Source organism: Yoonia vestfoldensis DSM 16212, assembly GCF_000382265.1.
Lineage (GTDB): Bacteria > Pseudomonadota > Alphaproteobacteria > Rhodobacterales > Rhodobacteraceae > Yoonia > Yoonia vestfoldensis.
The window spans coordinates 1-20659 of the sequence record NZ_KB908001.1 but is presented as its reverse complement, the minus strand read 5'-3'; the positions used below and the strand labels follow the sequence as shown (position 1 = coordinate 20659).

General features: G+C 62.3%; 23 protein-coding genes. 13 read left to right on the top strand and 10 right to left on the bottom strand.

Annotation, left to right across the window (positions count from 1 at the left end; translation table 11 throughout):
- The 5 genes from H147_RS20705 to H147_RS0118290 form a co-directional block, all read right to left on the bottom strand.
- Nucleotides 1-197 (bottom strand): transposase (locus H147_RS20705; RefSeq protein ID WP_019956845.1); only part of this gene is annotated, 197 nt, incomplete at its 3' end.
- Between the two features lie 69 nt (nt 198-266).
- Nucleotides 267-494 (bottom strand): Mpo1-like protein, encoded by a 228-nt coding sequence (locus H147_RS20105; protein ID WP_019956844.1) that lies wholly within the window; start codon nt 492-494, stop codon nt 267-269.
- 86 nt (nt 495-580) lie between these two features.
- A complete protein-coding gene (locus H147_RS0118300; protein ID WP_019956843.1) occupies nt 581-2056 on the bottom strand; it encodes a DEAD/DEAH box helicase in 1476 nt (491 codons plus the stop codon).
- A gap of 130 nt (nt 2057-2186) precedes the next feature.
- Nucleotides 2187-2930 carry a hypothetical protein gene (locus H147_RS0118295; RefSeq protein WP_019956842.1) on the bottom strand — a complete coding sequence of 248 codons (744 nt, stop codon included), beginning with the start codon at nt 2928-2930 and terminating at the stop codon, nt 2187-2189.
- 48 nt (nt 2931-2978) lie between these two features.
- Nucleotides 2979-4574, bottom strand: a complete 1596-nt coding sequence (locus H147_RS0118290) for a peptide chain release factor 3 (protein WP_019956841.1) — start codon at nt 4572-4574, stop codon at nt 2979-2981.
- A 102-nt stretch (nt 4575-4676) separates the two neighbouring features.
- Between H147_RS0118290 and H147_RS0118285 the strand changes: the two genes are divergently transcribed.
- Nucleotides 4677-5273, top strand: a complete 597-nt coding sequence (locus H147_RS0118285; protein WP_162561711.1) for a hypothetical protein — start codon at nt 4677-4679, stop codon at nt 5271-5273.
- Nucleotides 5274-5327: 54 nt separating this feature from the next.
- Nucleotides 5328-5906, top strand: a complete 579-nt coding sequence (locus H147_RS0118280; protein WP_019956839.1) for a HupA family protein — start codon at nt 5328-5330, stop codon at nt 5904-5906.
- Here H147_RS0118280 and H147_RS0118275 read toward each other — a convergent pair.
- The gene (locus tag H147_RS0118275) at nt 5895-6851 is read right to left on the bottom strand and encodes a Hint domain-containing protein (protein ID WP_019956838.1); all 957 of its coding nucleotides are present in this window, start codon (nt 6849-6851) and stop codon (nt 5895-5897) included. The two genes, H147_RS0118280 and H147_RS0118275, sit on opposite strands and share 12 nt — an antisense overlap.
- Nucleotides 6852-6948: 97 nt before the next feature.
- Between H147_RS0118275 and H147_RS0118270 the strand changes: the two genes are divergently transcribed.
- The 3 genes from H147_RS0118270 (at nt 6949) to H147_RS0118260 (ending at nt 9979) form a co-directional block, all read left to right on the top strand.
- Entirely contained in the window at nt 6949-7728 is a 780-nt protein-coding gene (locus tag H147_RS0118270) for an SDR family oxidoreductase (RefSeq protein ID WP_019956837.1), read from the top strand.
- Nucleotides 7728-8843, top strand: coding sequence for a YhaZ family DNA alkylation repair protein (locus tag H147_RS0118265; protein ID WP_019956836.1), 1116 nt, complete (start codon nt 7728-7730; stop codon nt 8841-8843). Before H147_RS0118270 ends, H147_RS0118265 begins: the two co-directional genes overlap by 1 nt.
- 65 nt (nt 8844-8908) lie before the next feature.
- Nucleotides 8909-9979 carry an ABC transporter ATP-binding protein gene (locus H147_RS0118260; RefSeq protein ID WP_019956835.1) on the top strand — a complete coding sequence of 357 codons (1071 nt, stop codon included), beginning with the start codon at nt 8909-8911 and terminating at the stop codon, nt 9977-9979.
- Nucleotides 9980-10426: 447 nt separating this feature from the next.
- Here the strand turns inward: H147_RS0118260 and H147_RS0118250 are convergent, their stop codons facing one another.
- The 4 genes from H147_RS0118250 to ccmI all read right to left on the bottom strand — a co-directional run bounded on the left by H147_RS0118250 (nt 10427) and on the right by ccmI (nt 13370).
- Entirely contained in the window at nt 10427-11080 is a 654-nt protein-coding gene (locus tag H147_RS0118250) for a hypothetical protein (RefSeq protein ID WP_019956833.1), read from the bottom strand.
- Nucleotides 11081-11461: 381 nt separating this feature from the next.
- Entirely contained in the window at nt 11462-11704 is a 243-nt protein-coding gene (locus tag H147_RS0118245; RefSeq protein ID WP_019956832.1) for a DUF1289 domain-containing protein, read from the bottom strand.
- Complete coding sequence (ruvX, locus tag H147_RS0118240; protein WP_019956831.1) at nt 11701-12177, bottom strand: Holliday junction resolvase RuvX; 477 nt, start codon at nt 12175-12177, stop codon at nt 11701-11703. The genes H147_RS0118245 and ruvX overlap by 4 nt, the downstream gene beginning before the upstream one ends.
- Nucleotides 12174-13370, bottom strand: a complete 1197-nt coding sequence (gene ccmI, locus H147_RS0118235; RefSeq protein WP_026352684.1) for a c-type cytochrome biogenesis protein CcmI — start codon at nt 13368-13370, stop codon at nt 12174-12176. The genes ruvX and ccmI overlap by 4 nt, the downstream gene beginning before the upstream one ends.
- 189 nt (nt 13371-13559) lie before the next feature.
- Between ccmI and H147_RS0118230 the strand changes: the two genes are divergently transcribed.
- The 8 genes from H147_RS0118230 to H147_RS0118195 all read left to right on the top strand — a co-directional run.
- Entirely contained in the window at nt 13560-14804 is a 1245-nt protein-coding gene (locus tag H147_RS0118230; protein ID WP_026352683.1) for a sarcosine oxidase subunit beta family protein, read from the top strand.
- 127 nt (nt 14805-14931) lie between these two features.
- Complete coding sequence (locus H147_RS0118225; RefSeq protein ID WP_026352682.1) at nt 14932-15243, top strand: hypothetical protein; 312 nt, start codon at nt 14932-14934, stop codon at nt 15241-15243.
- A 78-nt stretch (nt 15244-15321) separates the two neighbouring features.
- The gene (locus H147_RS0118220) at nt 15322-15651 is read left to right on the top strand and encodes a sarcosine oxidase subunit delta (protein ID WP_019956829.1); all 330 of its coding nucleotides are present in this window, start codon (nt 15322-15324) and stop codon (nt 15649-15651) included.
- Nucleotides 15648-18656: a sarcosine oxidase subunit alpha family protein gene (locus H147_RS0118215; RefSeq protein WP_019956828.1), complete on the top strand. Its 3009-nt coding sequence runs from the start codon at nt 15648-15650 to the stop codon at nt 18654-18656. The genes H147_RS0118220 and H147_RS0118215 overlap by 4 nt, the downstream gene beginning before the upstream one ends.
- The gene (locus H147_RS0118210; protein ID WP_019956827.1) at nt 18649-19212 is read left to right on the top strand and encodes a sarcosine oxidase subunit gamma; all 564 of its coding nucleotides are present in this window, start codon (nt 18649-18651) and stop codon (nt 19210-19212) included. Before H147_RS0118215 ends, H147_RS0118210 begins: the two co-directional genes overlap by 8 nt.
- A 146-nt stretch (nt 19213-19358) precedes the next feature.
- On the top strand, nt 19359-19958 hold the full coding sequence (locus tag H147_RS0118205) for a superoxide dismutase (RefSeq protein WP_019956826.1): 600 nt from the start codon (nt 19359-19361) through the stop codon (nt 19956-19958).
- A gap of 74 nt (nt 19959-20032) precedes the next feature.
- The gene (locus H147_RS0118200) at nt 20033-20419 is read left to right on the top strand and encodes a pyridoxal-phosphate dependent enzyme (protein ID WP_019956825.1); all 387 of its coding nucleotides are present in this window, start codon (nt 20033-20035) and stop codon (nt 20417-20419) included.
- Between the two features lie 81 nt (nt 20420-20500).
- On the top strand, nt 20501-20659 hold a 159-nt coding region (locus tag H147_RS0118195; protein WP_211216607.1), incomplete at its 3' end, for a helix-turn-helix domain-containing protein.

Here is a 20659-nt window from a genome sequence, read left to right as displayed (position 1 = left end):
GCCCCAGCATCAGGCGACCACAGGCCCTTTCTCTTGAGGTCATGCCGCCACGCATAAATTTGCTGTCGCTTAATCTCATGACGTTGCGCAACCTGCGTTACGCTTGCGCCATCGACCCCAACCGACATGACAATCTCAAGTTTGTCGTCGTCATGCCAAAAGCGTCGCCGCTCCGCCCCAAGAATTTCACCACGCATCGCAGACCCCGTCTAAGAGACGTCGTTAATGACGTCCTTAGCGACGTCTCTTAGATCATTGTCAAAGCGTCAGGCAGGCGGTGCCAATGGCGTGGTTACGAATTGCAGCACCCATCCGAGGACGAACAGCCAAGCGGCAGCGGCCCAGAGGCCCGCGCCGAACAGGCTCGCCAGCCCCAGCAGGATCGACACCACGATCATCGGGATGCCGATGGTGTGGGTCAACTGGTTCAGCCGGTTCTGGTGGCTTTCCTGATACTGGGCGATCCAGTGATCCCAGCTTTTGCCATTCAACATCGCAAATCCTCCACTTTTGGCAAAGCGTGGATCGGCGATGGCGCAGCTGTCAAGAATGGAGCGAGGTAGGGTGCACCGCGCGGGGTTCAGCCCTTTGCGCGTTCCTCAAGGCTTTTGGCGATGAAACTGGGGGTGTCATCGCCCATACCCACGATGCGGGGACCATTGTCGCGCCGGTCCTGATGGCGCGGGCGCGGCTGTTCCTCACGCGGCTTTTGCGGTTCGCGGGGCGCACGCTGTTGCTGCGGTTCGGGGCGTTTTTCGATCGGTTTTTCGACAGGTTTGGCAATGGGCGCTTCGGCGACGGCTGCTTCGACTGGTACTGCGGCGGGAGTATCCTTGCCGCGGCGGCTGCGGGTGCGGCTGCGCTTGGGTGCGTCCTCTGTCGCGTCATCTGCCACGGGGGCGGTGACACCGAGCGGGTTTTCAAGGCGCGGGATCGGGTTCTGCACCAGCCGTTCGACATCTTCGAGGTTTTTTTCATCGCGGCCCGAACAGATCATGATCGCAAGACCGGACCGTCCGGCACGGCCTGTGCGCCCGATGCGGTGGACGTAATCCTCGGCATGGCTGGGCACGTCGAAGTTGAAGACATGCGTCACAGCCGGAATATCCAGCCCGCGCGCGGCCACGTCGGAGGCGACAAGGAACCGCAGCTTGTTGTCACGAAAGGATTCCAGCGTGCGGGTGCGGTGGCTTTGTTCCAGATCGCCGTGGATCGGGGCGGCGTCATAGCCATATTTGTTCAGGGATTTTGCCACCACATCGACATCGGCCTTGCGGTTGCAGAAAATGATCGCGTTGGAACAGGCCTCGCCTTCGGCATTGATCAGCGCACGCAAAAGGGCGCGTTTCTCGGTCGCTTCGCGGACCTTGGCGCTGGCGCGGAACATCACGACACCTTGCTTGATGTTCACGTTGGTGGTGGCGGCGCGGGCCACTTCGATCTTGGCGGGGTTCGACAGGAAGGTGTTGGTGATCCGCTCGATTTCGGGCGCCATGGTCGCGCTGAAAAACAGCGTCTGGCGGGTAAAGGGCGTGCGTTTGAAGATTTCCTCGATATCGGGGATGAACCCCATGTCAAGCATGCGGTCCGCCTCGTCGACCACCATGATCTTGACGTCGGTCAGGATCAGCTTGCCGCGTTCCAGATGGTCCAGCAACCGGCCCGGTGTCGCGATCAGCACATCGACGCCTTTGTCGATCAGCTTGTCCTGATCCTTGAAACTGGTGCCGCCGATCAGCAGTGCCTTGGTCAGTTTGGTGTATTTGGCATAGGCATCAAAGTTTTCGGCCACCTGCGCCGCCAGTTCACGCGTTGGTGCCAGCACAAGGCTGCGCGGCATCCGCGCGCGCGCACGGCCACGGCCCAAGAGCGTGATCATCGGCAGGGTAAAGGCTGCGGTCTTGCCGGTGCCGGTCTGGGCGATCCCCAGCACGTCGCGCCCTTCAAGAGCGGGGGCGATGGCGCCTGCCTGAATGGGGGTAGGGGTGTCATAGCCGGTTTCGGCCACCGCCTTGAGAACCTTGGGATCAAGGTTCAAATCGGAGAATTTGGTCATATGCGTCCTGTGGTTGCGGATCGGTCCGCAAGAAATGAAAGGACGCAATTTTCCGGCGTCCCGGCGTCATGGGCCAGCGATGGCCTGTGTAGGCGGTATCGGAAATACACGTGATCGTCAAGGTCGCCTGTCATTCCAGTGTCTTGCGGGCCGCGTCGCGCATCTGCGCCAGCCGCCGGAACACCGTACCGTCGTCATGGTCGAGCAGGGTCAGCAGATGCCGTGCAAGCGGACCGGCGGCAGGTGCTTCGCCTGCGTCACGCCAGATGGGGGCCAGCAGGTGTGCCTCCAGATCGCCTTGCAGGATCGAAAAATCCGCCATGCCCAGCGGCAGGGGTGTTCTGTTGCGGTCTTTGATGCGGAAGGGTTTCTGTGGTGGCAGGCCAGAATAGAGGCGCTCAGCCTCAAATATCTTCATCAGCGAAAACAATATGTTAAAGGATTGCCCCGTGCGCCTGTCAGCCTCTGTTACGCCGTGATCGGCAAAGGTGATGACCGCGGAAATCAGCCAGCGCGTCGGCAGATGCGCAAGAAGCCAGTCCTGTTCCTCGCGCCAGAGCCGCCGGAACAGGGCGGGTGCATGATCTTGATAGCTGTGCTTGCGCAGATGCGCGATCAGCAACCCGTGCAGCAGCGCCAGTTCGCTATGGCCCTGCAATTCGCCCAGCAACATGTGCCGCTTCTTTTGCACCCGCGACAACCCGTCGGGGCGCGGCAAGACCTGCGGTGGCAGGGGCTGGGCCGCGAGCGGCTTGAACTCAATGTCGAGCGGCGGCAAATCCTCGCCCGTCAGCAATGCGCGCCTGTTTTGATAGACGGCAAGCAAGGCGGGGATGCCGCCGGGGAACGTCTGGTTGGTATCGGTCACAATCATTCGCCAGTGGGTGCCTGACGATCACCTTGGTTGCCGCCGCCGGTCACGTCAAACCATCATTTCCTTGGTCGCGGTCAGGGTGATGGCGGGATAATCGCGGCCAACACGGTCGATATCCCATTGCAGGCGGGTCAGGAACACGGTGTCGCCGTCGTTGTCGGTCGCGATATGCTGTTTGTTGGCGGCGACAAAGGCGTCCACCGCTTCCTTTTTACCTGCCACCCAGCGGGCGGATGTGAATTGCGACCCCTCGAACCGCACGGGCAGGCCGTATTCAAGCTCGATCCGGCTCGCCAGCACCTCGAATTGCAAGGCCCCCACGACGCCGACGATAAAGCCCGATCCAAACGTCGGCTTGAACACTTTGGCAGCGCCTTCTTCGGCGAATTGCATCAGGGCCTTTTCCAGATGCTTGGCCTTCATCGGGTCGCCCGCGCGGCAGGTCTGCAAAAGCTCTGGCGCGAATGAAGGGATGCCCGTCACGCGGATCGCCTCGCCCTCGGTCAGGGTGTCGCCGATGCGCAATTGCCCATGGTTGGGGATGCCGATGATGTCGCCAGCCCAGGCCTCTTCGGCCAGTTCGCGGTCGGCGGCAAGGAACAGTACCGGATTGGTGATCGCCATCTGTTTCTTGCTGCGCACATGGGTCAGTTTCATGCCGCGTTCGAAATGCCCCGAGGCGAGCCGGACGAACGCCACGCGGTCGCGGTGTTTGGGGTCCATATTGGCCTGCACCTTGAACACGAAGCCTGTCACGGCGGATTCTTCGGGCGCGACATTGCGGGGCTGGGCCGATTGCACCTGCGGTTCGGGACCATAGGTCGCCAGCCCGTTCATCAATTCCTTGACGCCGAAACTGTTCATCGCCGAGCCAAACCAGATCGGCGTCATCGACCCGTTCAGCACGCTGGCGGGGTCGAGCGCGGGCAGAAGCGCCTTGGCCATCTCGATTTCTTCGCGGAATTTGGCCAGCAGGTCGGCAGGCACATGTTCCGCCAGCTTGGGGTCATCCAGCCCGTTGATCTCGATGCTGTCGGCGACCTTGTTGCGGTCGGCGCGGTCCATCAGTTCCAGCCTGTCGCGCAGGATATCGTAGCAGCCGATGAAATCGCGCCCGACCCCGATGGGCCAGCTTGCAGGGGTCACGTCGATCGCCAGATTTTCTTGGATTTCGTCAATGATGTCGAATGTATCGCGGCTTTCGCGGTCCATCTTGTTGCAAAAGGTCAAGATCGGCAGGTCGCGCAACCGGCAAACCTCGAACAATTTGCGGGTCTGGCTTTCGACACCCTTGGCCCCGTCGATCACCATGATCGCGGCATCGACGGCGGTCAGCGTGCGATAGGTATCTTCCGAAAAGTCCGAGTGGCCGGGCGTGTCGACAAGGTTGAACCGGTACTTGCCGAAATCGAACGACATGGCCGAGGCGGAGACGGAAATCCCGCGATCCTTTTCCATCTGCATGAAATCGGACCGTGTGCGCCGCGCCTCGCCTTTGGCGCGGACTTGCCCCGCCATCTGGATCGCGCCGCCGAACAGCAGGAATTTTTCGGTCAGCGTCGTCTTGCCCGCATCGGGGTGCGAGATGATCGCAAAGGTGCGACGGCGGGCGATTTCGGGCGGCAAGGCGGGGCGATTTGTCATGGCCAATGGCTTTAGGTGTTTCGCGGTCAAAGGGCAATGTGTCCGCCTGTCTTGACGCAAGATTCATAACTCTGTGCCACAAGGGTGCCGAAAGGCGGTGGCATGGTTTTCTGGGTTCGATTGCTGGCGATCTTTGTGATGCTGTCGGGGTGCGGCGGCGGCGGTGACAGCCCCGGCAGCGGGATCGACCCGCGCGTCGCGCGGCTGGACATCTATGATGGCCAGCGAATCAGGGTCTTGGGCGATCCGGGGGCAGGTGTGATGGGCATGGCACCGACGACCCGCGATCTGCCCGTGGATGGCCGTGCGCAATTTGCGGGTTTCGCCACGTTGCGCGTCGAAGGGGCGCAGCCCTTGGTGCTGTTCGGCGATGCGCAGCTGGATGTCGATTTCGGCGCAAGTGCTGTCAGCGGTGCGATGGCGGGTTTTTTCGGCACGGTGCCGGGCGCTGGCGTGCAGGATTTCACGGGCGAGGTCGCGATCACGGACGGGCCCGTCGCGCGTGATCTACGGCTGACCTATGGCGGCGCGCTGTCGGGCGGGGGCCAGCAACTGGCCCTGTCAGGCAGCATGACAGGGGCGTTTCTGGGCGATCCGGTCATCGCGCTGTCGGCGGCTGATCTTGATCCGGTTGTCGTGCAGAACGGCGTCACACGTAACGGCACGCTGGTGCTGGTCGCGGAACAGGCGTTGCCGTGACCTAGGCCGGCCGCATCGTAACGGATTGTTAACCAAACTGCGCGACAAGGCGGGATGATCCGCATCCTGCCTCTTTTCTGTTGTCTGGCGGCCTGCTCTGGCGCGGGTGCCGGTGGTGCGGGCAATCCCGCGCCCGGCGATGCCTTTGCCGCCTTGCAGGACCGCGTGACAGTGCAGGGGATCACGCCTTTTGCGACCCTGCCCGAGACGGGCGATGTGGCCTATGACGGCCGCGTGCGGCTTACCCTGCCGTTGGGCGGGGCAGCGCCCTCCCTCTATGATGGTGATCTGGACCTGCGCGTCAGCTTTGGCACAAACCCCGATCCGGTGACCGGCAGCATCGGCAACCTGCAAGGGGCGGGGGGTGCTGTCACCGGCAGTTTGCAGATCGGCGACGGCGTGTTCTATCCCATTGCACCAGAGCGGGATTACCAGTTCACCGCCGGACTGTCCGGCAGCCTGACGCAAAACGCGATTTCGCATGTCATCACTGCCGAAATGTCTGGCGATTTCTATGGGCTGCAGGGTGCGGGCGTGGCGGGCGTCATCGCGCGGGGTGCGGTGCGCCAAGGCGATGAGATCGACGTTTTCGACGGCAGTTTCGGCGCCGAACGCACCGCCTCAGGACGTTGAGGCGCGCCGCAGCAGTGCTGCCGCTGTCGCGGGGTCGATCAGGCTGTCGCGCACTTCGTAATCCATATGCGGGCGGTGGCGGTGCAGGGCGGCCCCCGCGGGCATAGCATGCTGCGTGGTGGCGTCGACCAGATGCGATTCTGCGGCGATCCCTTCGGCATAGATAATGTGGTGATCGTCGAACACCAGCTGAAAATAATCCACATAGCCGCCGCGCCGCCGCAGGACAGTGGTGTCGTTGACCAGCTGGCGCGCGCGGATCAGCACCTCGGCCTGGCCCGTACCCAACAGATCGCTGCGCTGATAGACAAAGATCCGGTGATCAGGGCGCAGCACCAGATCGGCATCGTTGTGCAAGGCGCCTTGCGTGATGAAGACCGGCGCAAAGCGCCCCGTCGCGCGCATCGTGGCCTGTGCGACATGGCGCAAGGCCTGTTTGCCCGCATCCCGCGTCAGCACCAGATCACCGGGGGCCAGCGTTTCGACCGCCTGCATCCGGCCATCGCCCATCGTGATCCGCGTGCCGCGTGCAAACGACCCTGCCGCCGCTTCGGCAAAACGGCGGGTCGCGGTTTCGCGCGCGATCCCGACAAGGCGGTAGCGCCGGTCCGGCACGATATCGCCCAAGGCCATCAGGTAGATCGCGACGGCAAGGCCGTCGCTTTCCTCGACTAGCACCAGCGCGTCATGGGTGGTCCCGTCCGGGGCCATCAGTGTCAGGCAGCAATCCAGATGTACCGCGTTTTGCGTCCCCGTTCTGCGGCGCAGCCCGGTTTCCTCTGTCGCCAGATCCAGCGGCATGGGCAGGGCCTTTTGCGCCAGCGTATAGACATCGTCCAGCACCAGTTCGTCCGCGAAACCAAGCGGTTCGCCGATCAGGACACCGTCGGTGACGGTCACATCTTCGGCGCGAAAAACGTCGATCGCGATCTGGTTGTTTGCCATGTTAGAGGTCTACACCGTGCGCCGGGCACGGGTAAGATCAAATTGCCCGCCGTCACATGGAATGCTAGGTCAAGGGCGCAAAACAGGGGAAAAGATAATGGATCTGGGAATTTCAGGGAAAACCGCGCTTGTCTGCGCATCGTCCAAAGGGCTGGGGCGCGGCTGTGCAGAGGCTTTGGCCGCCGCGGGGGTGCATCTGGTGCTGAACGCGCGCGGTGCTGACGCGCTGGAAGCGACAGCCGCCGATATCCGCGCGCGGTTCGGCGTGCAGGTCACGACCGTCGCCGCGGATGTGGCAACAGAGGAAGGCCGCGCGCGGTTGCTGGCGGCTGCGGGCGACGTCGATATTCTGGTGACCAACGCAGGCGGCCCACCGCCGGGCCTGTGGTCGGACTGGGAACGGGACGATTTCATCAAGGCGCTTGATGCCAACATGCTGGCACCCATCGCGCTGATGAAGGCGCTGTTGCCCGGCATGATCGAAAAGGGCTGGGGCAGGGTGGTCAACATCACGTCGGGGTCGGTCAAGGCACCGATCCCGCAGCTGGGCCTGTCGAATGCCGCACGCGCGGGGCTGACGGGCTATGTCGCAGGCACCTCGCGGCAGGTGGCGCAGCATGGCGTGACGATCAACAACCTGCTGCCCGGCATCCATGCGACCGACCGCGCGGTCAGCCTTGATCAGGGTGTCAGCAAGGCGCAGGGCATCGACATGGCCACCGCCAAGGCGCAGCGCGAGGCGACGATCCCCGCCCGTCGCTATGGCACAGCGGATGAATTCGGCGCGATGTGCGCGTTTCTGTGCAGCCAGCATGCGGGGTTCATCGTGGGGCAGAACATCGTTCTTGATGGCGGCGCGATCAACGCGACGATCTGATGGCGGAACGGTTCAGCCTGAAAGATCACCTGTTCAACGCGGACACGGTCGCCCTTTTGGGCGGCCAGTTCGCGGCGGCGGGGGTATTTCGGGCGGACCCTTTTGTGCGCGACGTCATGGCGCGGATGCCCCCGTTGGAGCTGATGGCGCGGATCCAGATGATCGCGGACGTGCTGGCCGACCATCTGCCGCGCGATTTCCTTGCTGCCGCCGATGCGATCAGTGCGGCCTTGCCGCCACCTCTCGACCCTCGCCTGTCGGATGATGATTTCGGGCATTTCATCCACGCGCCTTTGGGTGTTTTCGTCGAAAATCATGGGTTGGAGGATCACCGCGACCGCAGCCTTGATCTGCTGGCAGAGATCACGCAGCGGTTTTCGATGGAATTCTCGATCCGCGCCTTTCTGAACCGCTGGCCCGACGCCACGCTGGCGCGGATGCAGGATTGGGCGGGGCATGACCATTACCACCTCCGCCGGCTGGTCAGCGAAGGCACGCGGCCGCGTCTGCCTTGGGGGCGTGCCATCAGGCTCGATCCGGCGCAGACGCTGCCGCTGCTCGACCGTCTGCACGGCGATGACACGCGGTTCGTGACACGGTCGGTGGCCAACCACCTCAACGATCTGACGCGGAAAACACCCGATCTGGTGATCGCGCGGTTGCAGGCGTGGCAGGACACAGGCGCGCAGGCGGCGGATGAACTGGCATGGATGCGCAAACATGCGCTGCGCAATCTGGTCAAGGCGGGGCATCGTGGTGCGATGCAGCATCTGGGCTATGGCGTGGAGGTGCCTGTCACGCTGTCGCAGTTTGCCATCACGCCGGTCGTCGCGCGGGGGCAGGCGGCCGAGATTGCCCTGACGCTGACCGTGCCGCAGGATGCGCCTTTGGTCGTGGATTACATCATAGATTTCGTCAAAGCTGACGGGGCGACAGCACCCAAGGTGTTCAAGCTCAAGACCTTTGCGGCGAAGGCGGACAAGCCCGTGACCCTGACAAAGCGGCATCTGTTCAAGGACGGGGCCTCGACCTTCACGCTTTATCCCGGGCTGCACCGCATGCACGTGCAGGTCAACGGGCAGATCGTGGGCGCACAGAACTTTACCCTGACCTGACTTGCCCTTGGCGGCGGGGATTGTTACCTGCGCTATACCTAATTGTTTTGATCAGGGATTTTTGCATGACCGTGCCCCGCCTTGCCGTGGACCATCTGGTCAAGACCTTTGCCGGACGGCGCGTCGTCGATGATGTCAGCCTGACGGTGATGTCGGGGCAGGTGACCTGCCTTCTGGGGCCGTCCGGTTGCGGCAAATCCACGACCCTGCGGATTATCGCGGGCGTCGACATGCAGGACAGCGGCACGATCCATGTGGATGGCCAGTTGATCTGCGACACGGTCAACCGCGTGCCCCCCGAAGGGCGGTCCATCGGGTTGATGTTTCAGGATTTCGCGCTGTTTCCGCATCTGACCGTGGCGCAGAACGTCGGTTTCGGCCTGCGCGGGCGCAAGGATCAGGGGCGGGTCGAGGCGTTGCTGCAAAAGGTCGGCATGCTGCGCTATCTGCACGATTATCCGCACCAATTGTCAGGCGGTGAACAGCAGCGCGTCGCACTCGCCCGCGCGCTTGCGCCCCAACCGCGCATCATGCTGATGGACGAGCCGTTTTCCGGCCTCGACGACCGCCTGCGCGACGATATCCGCGACGAGACGCTGGAGATTTTGAAAAGCGAAGGCACCGCTGTTCTGCTGGTCACGCATGAACCGAACGAAGCCTTGCGCATGGCCGATGAAATCGCGCTGATGCGCGACGGGCGGATCGTGCAGCGCGGGTCGCCCTATAACATCTACAACGCGCCCAAGGATTTGCAGGCAGCAGGTTTCTTTAGCGATATCAACGTGATCAAGGGCAAGGTGCAAGGGGCTTTGACCGATACGCCATTCGGCCAGTTCCTTGCCCCCGGCGTGCCGGACGGGACCGATGTGGACATCGTGATCCGCCCCCAGCACCTGAAGATCGACTTCGACCGCGCCGGTCGCGGCCCGAACCCGACACCGCAAGACGGCACCCCCGCCCGCGGCGTGGTGCAGCGCGCGCGGTTCATCGGGGCATCGTCACTGGTGGAATTCCGCATGGATTTCGACGGGTCCATTCTGCGCGCCGCGGTCCCGTCGGTGTTCCTGCCCAAACCCGGCACGCCGCTTTGGATCATGATCCGGCGGGATCGGTGTTTTGTGTTTCCGCGGGGGTAGGGGTTGTGCACGTGTGTGTTTGGCTGCTTTAAGGCCAAAGTGACGGATGCCGTCCTTCGAAAGGATTAACGCAAAGGGCAAAATTAGGCCAAGAGCCGCAGACGCGAATTACTGCTCATTTCATCACCGATGCGGACTTTGAGTTCCCACGAAGTAGCGACTGTATGCATCAACGTTCATCGTCATCTTTCTCCAGCCGACGGACACGGATGCACTGATAAACGCGGCCTTCACACAGGTCACCCATCTCAAACTTCTACAGAAAAGAGATGACCGCGATGCCAAACAGCCAAGCGACAACGCAGAAGGCCACCACACGGCGTTCCTCCGATTCAAATCGAGCTGAAACCAAATTGAGAAACAGCGTAGGCTTGCGAATTAGGGAGGCAACAAAAAACCCTATCGCGGCAGCTGTCGTTATAAAAACGATCAAAGCAAGAAATGCCATTAGTTACGTCTATGTTCTAGCGACAAAATTTGCGTATTCCAAATTACCTCAAAGCGAACATTCTCTTGGGTAACCCGGCTAATCGCATCTTGATTGATAAAAAAGACTTCTGCTTCAGCCATCCACTCCGAAGAGCGCTCGTATCCCGATAATCCTTGCAAGAAAACATCAGCTGATCCACTGATTGCTTCTTCTGCTATGGCACGAAACCAATCTGGAACGACTTCGGACGTAAACGTCACCGAACAACCTACACCTGCTGTGCTTCCGTCTTTGTTGGAGGCCGATGACACCTGCAACAAACTGAAAGATGCTGAATGCAGATAAAACCGCCGAAGGTGATCGGTCGGCATGGCGTCCGGCAAGAGGCGGTTCATCCAAGCTGCCGAGCTTTGCTTTTCCCAATGTGACAGGAACGCTTCGCCGTCGTCCGATTCTACGAATGCCAATGCGCTTCTCGCGACAAACGCCTGCAAGACTTCATCTGGCAAATCAGCCGGAGCAATCGGAAACCAGTCGGCATCGACAAGGCTTTCATGCATCATTTCGCCTGTCATATCGGTGCTGTGGCAAATGGTGAGAACGGCATCAAACGGATGAATGGGATTGGCCATAAGTGGGTACGCGGCAATGCTGACAGCGATTGCCGTCATTAGTCGGATCCCGGCCCTGCTGGAGACCGCTGCTAAATCCAAAACCGATCCACGAACAAACCCCATCAAAATGTTCCGCCTTATCTATAGACGCTCTCGGTCGACCGTTGTCATCTCTAAAGGAGGCGTTAGAATTGCTGAAGCACGTTTCGAGGTGCCCGACAACCGAGGCGAGAAGCGGAAGTCCCGCATCCGATCACACCATTCCGCATGCAGCCACACCTCACTGAAATTTGCAGCATTCGTCACCTCGATTCAGAGTTGTTTTTGCGGAAATCAACATGAATATCCACTTGGAGCCGATAGCTTACTTTGATTTGGCGGTAGTAAACGGCAGCTTTGTCCCGCAAAATAGCCATCTGACGTTAAGGCCCACCCCCCTCACTTCACCCGCCCCGCACGCCCTCCGCGCCGCTTGGCGACCAGCCCTTTGCGCGCGGGCAGCTCTGTCATCACCTGCGTGCGGGCCTCCGGCGTCATCCGCGACCACGCGCTGATCTCGTCGATCGTGCGCAGGCAGCCCGTGCACAGCCGCGTTTCGGGCTGGATCACGCAGATTTTGATGCAGGGGCTGTCGATTTCGGCCCGTTTCCAGATGTGGTCGGTCGGTTCGGGGATGGTCACGCGCGCGCCTCCAGATGTCGCAGCCGGTCCAGCATGCCTTGCAGAATATAGCTTGCAGCGACGTTGTCGATCCGCTCTGCGCGACGCTTTCGGGACATATCCGCCTCTAGCATGGCGCGTTCGGCGGCGACGGTGGACAGCCGTTCGTCCCAGAAGGTGATCGGCAGCGGCGTCAGTTTTTCAAGATTGCGGGCAAAGGCGCGGGTCGCCTGACAGCGCGGCCCTTCCGATCCGTCCATGTTGCGCGGCAGGCCTAGCACCAGCCCCGCGATCATGCGGTGGGTCGTGATCTCGAACAGGCGGGCGGCGTCGAGCGTGAATTTGCGGCGCTTGATCGTCTCGAGCGGGGTCGCGACGCTGCGCATCAGGTCCGATACCGCCACCCCGATGGTCACTGTGCCAAGGTCCAGCCCCGCGATCGCACCATGAGGGGGCAGTTCTGCGGCGAAATCCTCGGGCGCATCAACGATCATTCCAGGACGCCCGCGTCGCGCGCGGCGGGGGTCAGGATTGCCATCGCCTCGGCATTGGCGCCGAAGACGTCCGCCGCCTCCACCCAGATCGCACGGGCGTTGTCGGTATCGCCCAGCACGCCGTAAGCCGTGATCAGGCGCGCCCAATCGGTCGCGGTGCCGCCATCATTGGCGAGCCTGTCAGCCAGCCCCGCGACCATGCTGCCGATCATGGCCTGCCGGTCCTCGGGGGTCATGTCCTGCGCATTGGCGATATCTTCGGCCGACGGGCCGCGCACCTCGGGCAGGGTGTAATCCACACCGCCGCGGAAGGCCGCATCCTCGATCATCTGGCGGGCAGAGGCCACGTGAAAGGTCTGCGGGTTACCGTTTTCCGCGATGTCGCGCCACAAACGGTAGGCCAGATCGGGCCGGTCGGTCTGGTCATAGAGCAGCCCGAGGTAATAGCGCGCGGCGACGTTGTTTTCTTCGAGGGCCAGAATGTCGCGGATCAACTGTTCCGCCTCGGGCGACACCAGCCCGCCCGCGGCCACGACGCGCAGATCCAGCAGGCGGGTCAGGTCGGCAGGCGCGGCGTCTTCGCCCATGATCGCGATCACGCGTTCCTGTGCGGCGGCGGCACCCGAATAATTGCGCAATTCGACTTCGTGAAAGGCCAGCCGCGACCAGGCTTCCAGATCGTCGGGGCGGGTGGGGGCCAGTTCGCGCAGACGGTCGATGGCGGCGCGGTAATCCTCAGGGACGTCGACAGGCGGCGGCGGGGGGGCGACCATTTCCAGCATCGCCTGCGCGGGCCGGTTGTTGCGCATATCTTCGGACGCGGCCAGCCGGGCTTGCAGCGGCACGTCGCCATAGCCGGGCGCGCCAAGCTGCGTGTAGGTCGCAAAGGTGACGGCGCCTATCAGCACCAGCACAAGCAGGGCGAGCGGACCATGTCGTTTCTGCACGGCAACCGGACCTGCATCCATCTTGCTGGCCGCCAGCAGGCGGCGCGCGATTTCGGTGCGTGACCGTTCCGCCTCGTCGGGTTCCAGCAGGTTGCGTCCAAGGTCGCGGTCGATCTCGGCCAGTTGCGCGCGATAGATCGCAAGATCGGGGTTGCTGTCCTCGGCCTCGGATGCGCGCAGCAACGGCACCGCCAGAATCCCTGCCACGGCCAATGTCAGCACGACCACCACTATCCAGAATATCATGAGCCCTCGCGCGCTTGTTGGCACCCACATAACCCCCATGGCACGGGGTGAAAAGGGCCTGCGACGCCGTGGCCGTTCACTGTCGCGCGGGCATGTCGTAAATCGCGGTCCAGACGCCGCTGGCAGTCTCCTTTCGCAGCCGCGAAAGGTCCAGACAGGGGCAGATATCAGACAGGGAATCGCGCGCCGATGAAACGATATTCCGCCTTTGCCATCGCCCGCGAAGCGTTCCGTCAGCATCAGGGCTGGACCCGCGCCTGGGCCAATCCCGCGCCGCGCGCAAAATACGACGTGATCATCGTCGGCGCAGGGGGCCACGGGCTGGCCACGGCCTATTATCTGGGCCGCAATTTCGGCATCACCAATGTCGCGATCCTTGAAAAAGGCTGGTTGGGCGGTGGCAACACGGGCCGCAACACGACCATCATCCGGTCGAATTACCTGCAGGACCCGTCGGCCGCGATCTACGAGAAATCGCGCAGCCTGTATGAAACCATGTCGCAGGACCTGAATTACAACGTCATGTTCAGCCCGCGCGGTGTGATCATGCTGGCGCAGACGCAGCATGAAATCCGTGGCTATAAGCGCACGGCGCATGCCAATGCGCTGCAAGGTGTAAAAACCGAATGGATCGGTCCCGAGAAGGTGAAGGAGTTGTGTCCCATCATCAACCTCGACGGGCCGCGCTATCCTGTGCTGGGCGGGCTCTGGCAGGCGCGCGGCGGCACGGCGCGGCATGATGCGGTGGCCTGGGGCTATGCGCGGGCCTGTTCCGACATGGGCATGCATGTGATCCAGCAATGCGAGGTGACCGCGATCCGCCGCGAGGGGGGGCGCGTTGTGGGCGTTGATACCACCAAGGGGGCGATTGATTGCGACAAGCTGGGGCTGGTCGTGGCGGGCCATTCGGGTGTGATGGCGCAGATGGCAGGCTTCCGGCTGCCGATTGAATCGGTCGCCTTGCAGGCGCTGGTGTCGGAACCGATCAAGCCCTGCATGGATGTCGTCGTGATGGCCAACACCGTGCATGGCTATATGTCGCAATCTGACAAAGGCGAGATGGTGATCGGCGGCGGCACCGATGGCTATAACAACTACACCCAGCGCGGCAGTTTCCACCATATCGAGGAAACCGTCCGCGCCCTGATCGAAACCTTCCCCATGGTCGCGCGGCTCAAGATGCTGCGCCAATGGGGCGGAATCGTGGATGTGACGGGCGACCGCTCGCCCATCCTGTCGAAAACGCCTGTTGATGGCGTCTTCGTCAACTGCGGCTGGGGCACCGGCGGGTTCAAGGCGATCCCCGGATCGGGCTGGGCGATGGCCGAATTGATGGCCAAAGGCGCATCGCCGCTGACCGAAGAATTCAGCATGTTCCGCTTCCGCGAAGGCAAGTTCATCGACGAAAGCGTAGCGGCGGGGGTGGCGCATTGATCGGCCATCACGCAGCACCCGTGCGCGGCTTGGCGGCAAACCGCCACCCCTGTGCCGCTCATGCAACCAATCCCGCCATTCCGGCGTTTCCGGGTCTGATGACATCGGAGACAAAGGAGTTTTCATCATGGCTACCCCTCCCACCCGGCCATCCGGATCGCGCATCTGGATCGGCGTCGCGATCGGCATTCTTGTGCTCGTCGTTCTTCTGGCCCTGTTTTCGGGCGGCACGACGACCGAGCCTGTCACCAACACCGGCCTTGACCCCGCGACCGACACCGGCACGGTCGTCGACCCTGTCACCGGCACGGGGACTGGCACGGGCATGGGCACCGGCACAGGTATGGATAATGTGGCCGACCCCGCGCCACCGTCAGAGCCGCTTCTTGACCCCGCGATCACCGATCCTCAGCCGGTCCCTGCCGACCCGCTGCAATAACCCGATTTCCATGATTACCGCTTCAGGCGGGCGCAGCGATGCGCCCGCCTTTTTGCCGTGCAGACAAAAGGTTGCCCCATGCTGACCCTTCAATGCCCCTATTGCGGGGTGCAGGCCGATGAAACCGATCTGCATGCGGGCGGGCAGGCACATCTGAAACGCCATGGTCCCGGATCATCCGACGACCAGTTCGAGGATTACATGTTCGTGCGCGAAAACCCCAAGGGTGTGCATTTTGAACGCTGGCGGCATGCCTATGGCTGCGGCAAATGGTTCCTCGCCGCGCGCTGCACCGCGACGCTGGAGGTCTTCGGCACCTATCCCGCGCAGACAACGGAACCGCCACAGGAAATCCGCGACAGGATCAGCGCCAAACGCCCCGGCTGGACATGGGGAGATTTCGCATGAGCACGCGTCTGAGCGGACGTGGTCGCCTGATCGACCGCACCAAGCCTGTCAGTTTCACCTTCAACGGCAAGCGCCTGCGCGGGTTTGCGGGGGATACGCTGGCCTCGGCGCTGTTGGCCAATGACCAGATGCTGGTCGGCCGGTCGTTCAAATACCACCGCCCGCGTGGCGTGGTGGCGGCCGGGGCAGAAGAGCCGAACGGTCTGGTCAATCTTGGGACTGGTGCGGCGTTCGAGCCGAACCAGCGCATCACCACGACCGAATTGTTCGACGGGTTGATGGCGACCAGCCAGAACCATTGGCCGAGTTTGGAATTCGACGTGGGCGCTATTAACACGCATCTGTCGCGGTTCCTGCCTGCGGGCTTTTACTACAAGATGTTCATGTTCCCGCGCCCGTTCTGGAAACATGTCTACGAGCCGTTCATCCGGCAGTCTGCCGGTCTTGGCCGCGCGCCCAAGGACCGTGACGTGGATACCTACGAGCATTTCAACTGCCACGTCGATGTGCTGGTCGTGGGGGGCGGGATCGCAGGGCTTGCTGCGGCGCTGGCGGCGGGACAGGCTGGCGCGCGGGTGCTGCTCATCGAACAGACCGCCGATTGGGGTGGGCGCGCTGTCGTGGACGGGGCGCAGGTTGACGGGACGGATGCAGCGGATTGGGTGAAGTCCACGCTGCAAGCGCTTGAAGATATGCCGAATGTCACGGTCCGCGCACGTTGCATGGGCGCAGGTGTTTATGACCACGGCTATACGCTGGCCTATGAACGGCTGACCGATCACGCGCCTGAACAGGACGGCCCGCGCCACCGGCTGTGGCGCATCCGCGCGGCGCGGATTGTCACCGCAACAGGCGCGATCGAGCGGCCTTTGTCCTTCGCGGGCAATGACTTGCCGGGCGTGTTGCTGGCGGGGGCCGTGCGCGATTACGCGATCAATTTCGGTGTCTCCATCGGGGACCGCACCGTGGTTGTGACCAACAATGACGACGCTTACCGCACGGCCATCGCCTTGAAAGAGGCGGGGCTGGAGGTGCCGGTCGTCGTCGATGCACGCACCGCGCCCGAAGGGCCGTTGATCGATCGGGCGCGCGCCTTGGGCATCCGTGTGGCTGACGGTAAGGGCATCGCATCGGTCAAAGGCGGCAAGCGTGTGACGGGCATCGCCCTTTGTGTGCAGGCGGGCGAAGGGGCCGTGCTGGAGGAGATCGCCTGCGATTGCGTGGCGATGTCGGGCGGCTGGTCGCCGGTCGTGCATCTGTGGTCGCATTGCGGCGGCAAACTGGTCTGGGACGACCCGCAGGCGATGTTCCGCCCTGATACGACGCGCCCGCCGACAGGTGCTGACGGGCAGGGCTTCGTGATCGCGGCGGGCATCGCCAACGGTCATCTGCGCAGCGCTGACGTGCTGGCTGACGGTATGGCGGCAGGCAAGGCCGCCGCGCATGACGCGGGGCATAAAAAGCGCATCACCGCCGCACCTGTGGCGACCGATGCAGACCAAGGGCCGATGGCCCCCGTCTGGATGATGCCGCAAGGGGCCAGCTATGCGCTGCGGTCCAAGGCCTGGCTCGATTTCCAGAACGATGTGAAGGTCACCGATGTACAACTGGCCGCACAGGAAGGGTTCGAAAGCGTCGAACATGCCAAACGCTACACCACGCTGGGCATGGCAACGGATCAGGGGAAGCTTAGCAATATCAACGGTCTGGCGGTGCTTTCGCATGCACTGAACACGGCGATCCCGCATGTCGGGACGACGACGTTCCGCCCGCCTTATACGCCGATCTCGATGGCGGCCATCGCGGGTGCGGCACGTGATGCGGTGTTCCAGCCCTTGCGCAAGACGCCGATGTCGGACTGGCACAACGCCAATGGCGCGGACAACGAACCCGTCGGCCAATGGCGCAGGCCCTTTGCCTATGTCCGCGCCGGAGAGTCCGTGCATGACGCGGTGAGCCGCGAGGTCACCAATGCGCGCGGCAATATCGGGCTGCTCGATGCCTCGACCCTTGGCAAACTGGTGGTCAAAGGGCCCGATGCGGGCAAGTTTCTGGACATGCTTTATACCAACATGATGTCCAATCTGGGTGTCGGCAAATGCCGTTACGGGTTGATGTGTTCGGAAAACGGGTTCCTGATGGATGACGGTGTCGTTGCGCGGATGTCCGAGGATACCTGGCTTTGCCACACCACCACCGGCGGTGCGGACCGGATCCACGCCTGGATGGAGGATTGGCTGCAATGCGAATGGTGGGACTGGAAAGTCTATGTCGCCAATGTCACCGAACAATGGGCGCAGGTCGCCGTGGTCGGGCCCAAGGCCAAGCTGCTTTTGGACAAACTGGGCGGGATGGATGTGTCTGCGCTGCCGTTCATGCAGTGGCAGGCGGGCCGGATCGGCGGGTTCGATGCGCGGGTGTTCCGGATTTCGTTCTCAGGCGAGCTGTCCTATGAAATCGCCGTGCCAGCGGGTCAGGGTCGCGCGTTCTGGGATACGCTGATCGCGGCGGGTGAAGAGTTCGGGGTCATGCCTTACGGGACCGAGGCGCTGCATATCATGCGCGCCGAAAAGGGATTCATCATGATCGGCGATGAAACCGACGGCACGGTCATTCCGCAGGATCTGAACCTGCACTGGGCCTTGTCCAAGAAGAAGGACGATTATCTGGGCAAGCGCGCCCACGCACGCAGTTTCATGGACAACGCCGACCGCTGGCGGCTGGTGGGTCTGGAAACGCTGGACGGGTCGGTCCTGCCGGACGGGGCCTATGCGATTGCCGACGGCACCAACGCCAACGGCCAGCGCAACACGCAAGGGCGCGTGACCTCGACCTATCATTCGCCCACGCTGGGGCGCGGGATCGCAATGGGGCTGGTGCATCGCGGGCCGGACCGGATGGGCGAGGTGATCACCTTCAACACGGTTGAAGAGGGCAAGACCGTCGCGGTGCGCATCGTGGATCCGGTATTCTATGACAAGGAAGGGGCAAAGCAGAATGTCTGACGCCATCAGCGCCTTGCAAGGCCGCACCACGCTAGGCGAAGTCACGATCCGTGACGCAGGCCTGCGCGGCATGATCACCTTGCGTGGCGATCTGTCGAACACCAAACTGCGCGCAATCTGCAAAAAGATCACAGGGCAAGCGTTTCCAGAAAAAGTGAAAATCGCCGTTGATAGTGAGGCTGGCATCGCATGGATGTCGCCCGATGAAGTGCTGGTCATGGTGCCTTATGCGCAGGTGACGGACGCGGTCGCACAGATCGATGCGGCGCTGGCCGGGCAGCATTATCTGGCCGAAAACGTCTCGGACGCGCGCGCGCTGATCCATGTCGAGGGCGCCTTTGCCCGCGAGGTCATGGCCAAGCTGACCCCTGCTGACCTGCATCCCGATAGCTTTGGCGCAAGCGATTTTCGTCGCAGCCATCTGGGGCAAGTCGCTGCCGCCTTCTGGATGGTGGATGCGGATACATTTGCGGTCGTCTGTTTCCGGTCCGTTGCGGACTATGTCCATGACCTGCTGGTGGCCTCGGCCAAGGCAGGCCCTGTGGGCGTGTTCTGACCGCCATATCCCGCGCGGGGCGCGGGGCCTCCGGCGGGGATATTTGGGCTCGGAAGATGGGGGAAATGGGTGCGCGCCCTTGACCTTTGCGCAGGTGGGGGCCACCTAAAGGCCAACGCAATGCTGAACAACAAAGAGGACCGACCATGTCATTCACCCTTCCCGATCTGCCCTATGCCCATGATGCGCTGGCCGCAAAAGGCATGTCCGCCGAGACGCTGGAATTCCACCATGATATCCACCACAACGCCTATGTGACCAATGGCAACAAGGCGATCGAAGGCACCGAATGGGCCGGCAAATCGCTGGAAGAGATCATTGTCGGCACCTATGACAAGACCGCCGTCGCGCAGAACGGGATTTTCAACAACATCAGCCAGCTGTGGAACCACAACCAGTTCTGGGAAATGATGACACCCGCCGACAGCAAGATGCCTTCCGAAGTGGAAAAGGCGCTGGTCGAGAGCTTTGGCTCGGTCGATGAGTTCAAATCGCAGTTCAGCGCCGCCGGTGCAGGCCAGTTCGGGTCCGGCTGGGCCTGGCTGGTGAAAAAGGCCGACGGGTCGCTGGCGATCACCAAGACCGAAAACGGCGTGAACCCATTGTGCTTTGGCCAGACAGCACTTCTGGGCTGTGATGTCTGGGAACATTCCTATTACATCGATTTCCGCAACAAGCGGCCTGCGTACCTGACCAACTTCCTCGACAATCTGGTCAACTGGGAAAACGTCGCCAGCCGGATGTAACCTCGCGCTATCGATGGACAATGCCAAAGGCCCGTGGGACATGTCCTGCGGGTCTTTTCTTTTGGGGGTGTGCGATGGGTCCCGAACTGGCGGCGATCAAGGCGGCGGCGGAAACCCTGCGCGATGTGGTGATTGAAACACCTGTCCTGCCGCTGGCATCGGCGCGCTGGGACGGGGTGCTGCCCGATTGCGCGGGGGTCACGCTGAAGCTGGAACTGTTCCAGCAGGCCGGATCGTTCAAGGCGCGCGGGGCCTATCTGGGCATTGCGGGGCTGGATGCAGACCAGCGCGGGGCGGGGGTCGTGGCGGCGAGCGGCGGCAATCACGCGCTGGCGGTGGCTTGGGCCGCGCAGGCGGCGGGTGTGGATGCGCTGATCTGCATGCCGCACGCCACTGATCCCGCGCGAATCGCCGGTTGCGAGGCTTTGGGCGCGCAGGTGTTGATTGTCACTGAGAACTGACCCGGCAGCAGCAGAAATTGTCATCGAGAATTGACCCATGTGCAACCTTACCCCGGCTTGAATCAGCTGGGAGCACTTGGAGTGATAGACATGGGATTTTTAAAAGTTATCCGGAAATGGGCGCTGCGTGACAAGATGCCCATTCGCGAGATCGCGCGGCGGACGGGCGTGTCTCGCAACACGATCAAGAAGTATTTGCGGGAGGGGATTGTTGAACCTGCGTTTCACGCGCCAGATCGT

Bases quoted from the DNA above. Each gene is read 5' to 3' on its own strand.
- H147_RS0118270 (WP_019956837.1), top strand. From the start codon at position 6,949: ATGGATCTGGGAATTTCAGGGAAAACCGCGCTTGTCTGCGCATCGTCC.
- ccmI (WP_026352684.1), bottom strand. From the start codon at position 13,370: ATGATATTCTGGATAGTGGTGGTCGTGCTGACATTGGCCGTGGCAGGG.
- H147_RS0118205 (WP_019956826.1), top strand. From the start codon at position 19,359: ATGTCATTCACCCTTCCCGATCTGCCCTATGCCCATGATGCGCTGGCC.
- H147_RS0118295 (WP_019956842.1), bottom strand. From the start codon at position 2,930: ATGATTGTGACCGATACCAACCAGACGTTCCCCGGCGGCATCCCCGCC.
- H147_RS0118200 (WP_019956825.1), top strand. From the start codon at position 20,033: ATGGGTCCCGAACTGGCGGCGATCAAGGCGGCGGCGGAAACCCTGCGC.
- H147_RS0118220 (WP_019956829.1), top strand. From the start codon at position 15,322: ATGCTGACCCTTCAATGCCCCTATTGCGGGGTGCAGGCCGATGAAACC.
- H147_RS0118285 (WP_162561711.1), top strand. From the start codon at position 4,677: ATGGTTTTCTGGGTTCGATTGCTGGCGATCTTTGTGATGCTGTCGGGG.
- H147_RS0118260 (WP_019956835.1), top strand. From the start codon at position 8,909: ATGACCGTGCCCCGCCTTGCCGTGGACCATCTGGTCAAGACCTTTGCC.
- H147_RS0118290 (WP_019956841.1), bottom strand. From the start codon at position 4,574: ATGACAAATCGCCCCGCCTTGCCGCCCGAAATCGCCCGCCGTCGCACC.
- H147_RS0118265 (WP_019956836.1), top strand. From the start codon at position 7,728: ATGGCGGAACGGTTCAGCCTGAAAGATCACCTGTTCAACGCGGACACG.
- ruvX (WP_019956831.1), bottom strand. From the start codon at position 12,177: ATGATCGTTGATGCGCCCGAGGATTTCGCCGCAGAACTGCCCCCTCAT.
- H147_RS0118300 (WP_019956843.1), bottom strand. From the start codon at position 2,056: ATGACCAAATTCTCCGATTTGAACCTTGATCCCAAGGTTCTCAAGGCG.
- H147_RS0118275 (WP_019956838.1), bottom strand. From the start codon at position 6,851: ATGGCAAACAACCAGATCGCGATCGACGTTTTTCGCGCCGAAGATGTG.
- H147_RS0118210 (WP_019956827.1), top strand. From the start codon at position 18,649: ATGTCTGACGCCATCAGCGCCTTGCAAGGCCGCACCACGCTAGGCGAA.
- H147_RS0118250 (WP_019956833.1), bottom strand. From the start codon at position 11,080: ATGACGGCAATCGCTGTCAGCATTGCCGCGTACCCACTTATGGCCAAT.
- H147_RS0118215 (WP_019956828.1), top strand. From the start codon at position 15,648: ATGAGCACGCGTCTGAGCGGACGTGGTCGCCTGATCGACCGCACCAAG.
- H147_RS0118225 (WP_026352682.1), top strand. From the start codon at position 14,932: ATGGCTACCCCTCCCACCCGGCCATCCGGATCGCGCATCTGGATCGGC.
- H147_RS0118280 (WP_019956839.1), top strand. From the start codon at position 5,328: ATGATCCGCATCCTGCCTCTTTTCTGTTGTCTGGCGGCCTGCTCTGGC.
- H147_RS20105 (WP_019956844.1), bottom strand. From the start codon at position 494: ATGTTGAATGGCAAAAGCTGGGATCACTGGATCGCCCAGTATCAGGAA.
- H147_RS0118230 (WP_026352683.1), top strand. From the start codon at position 13,560: ATGAAACGATATTCCGCCTTTGCCATCGCCCGCGAAGCGTTCCGTCAG.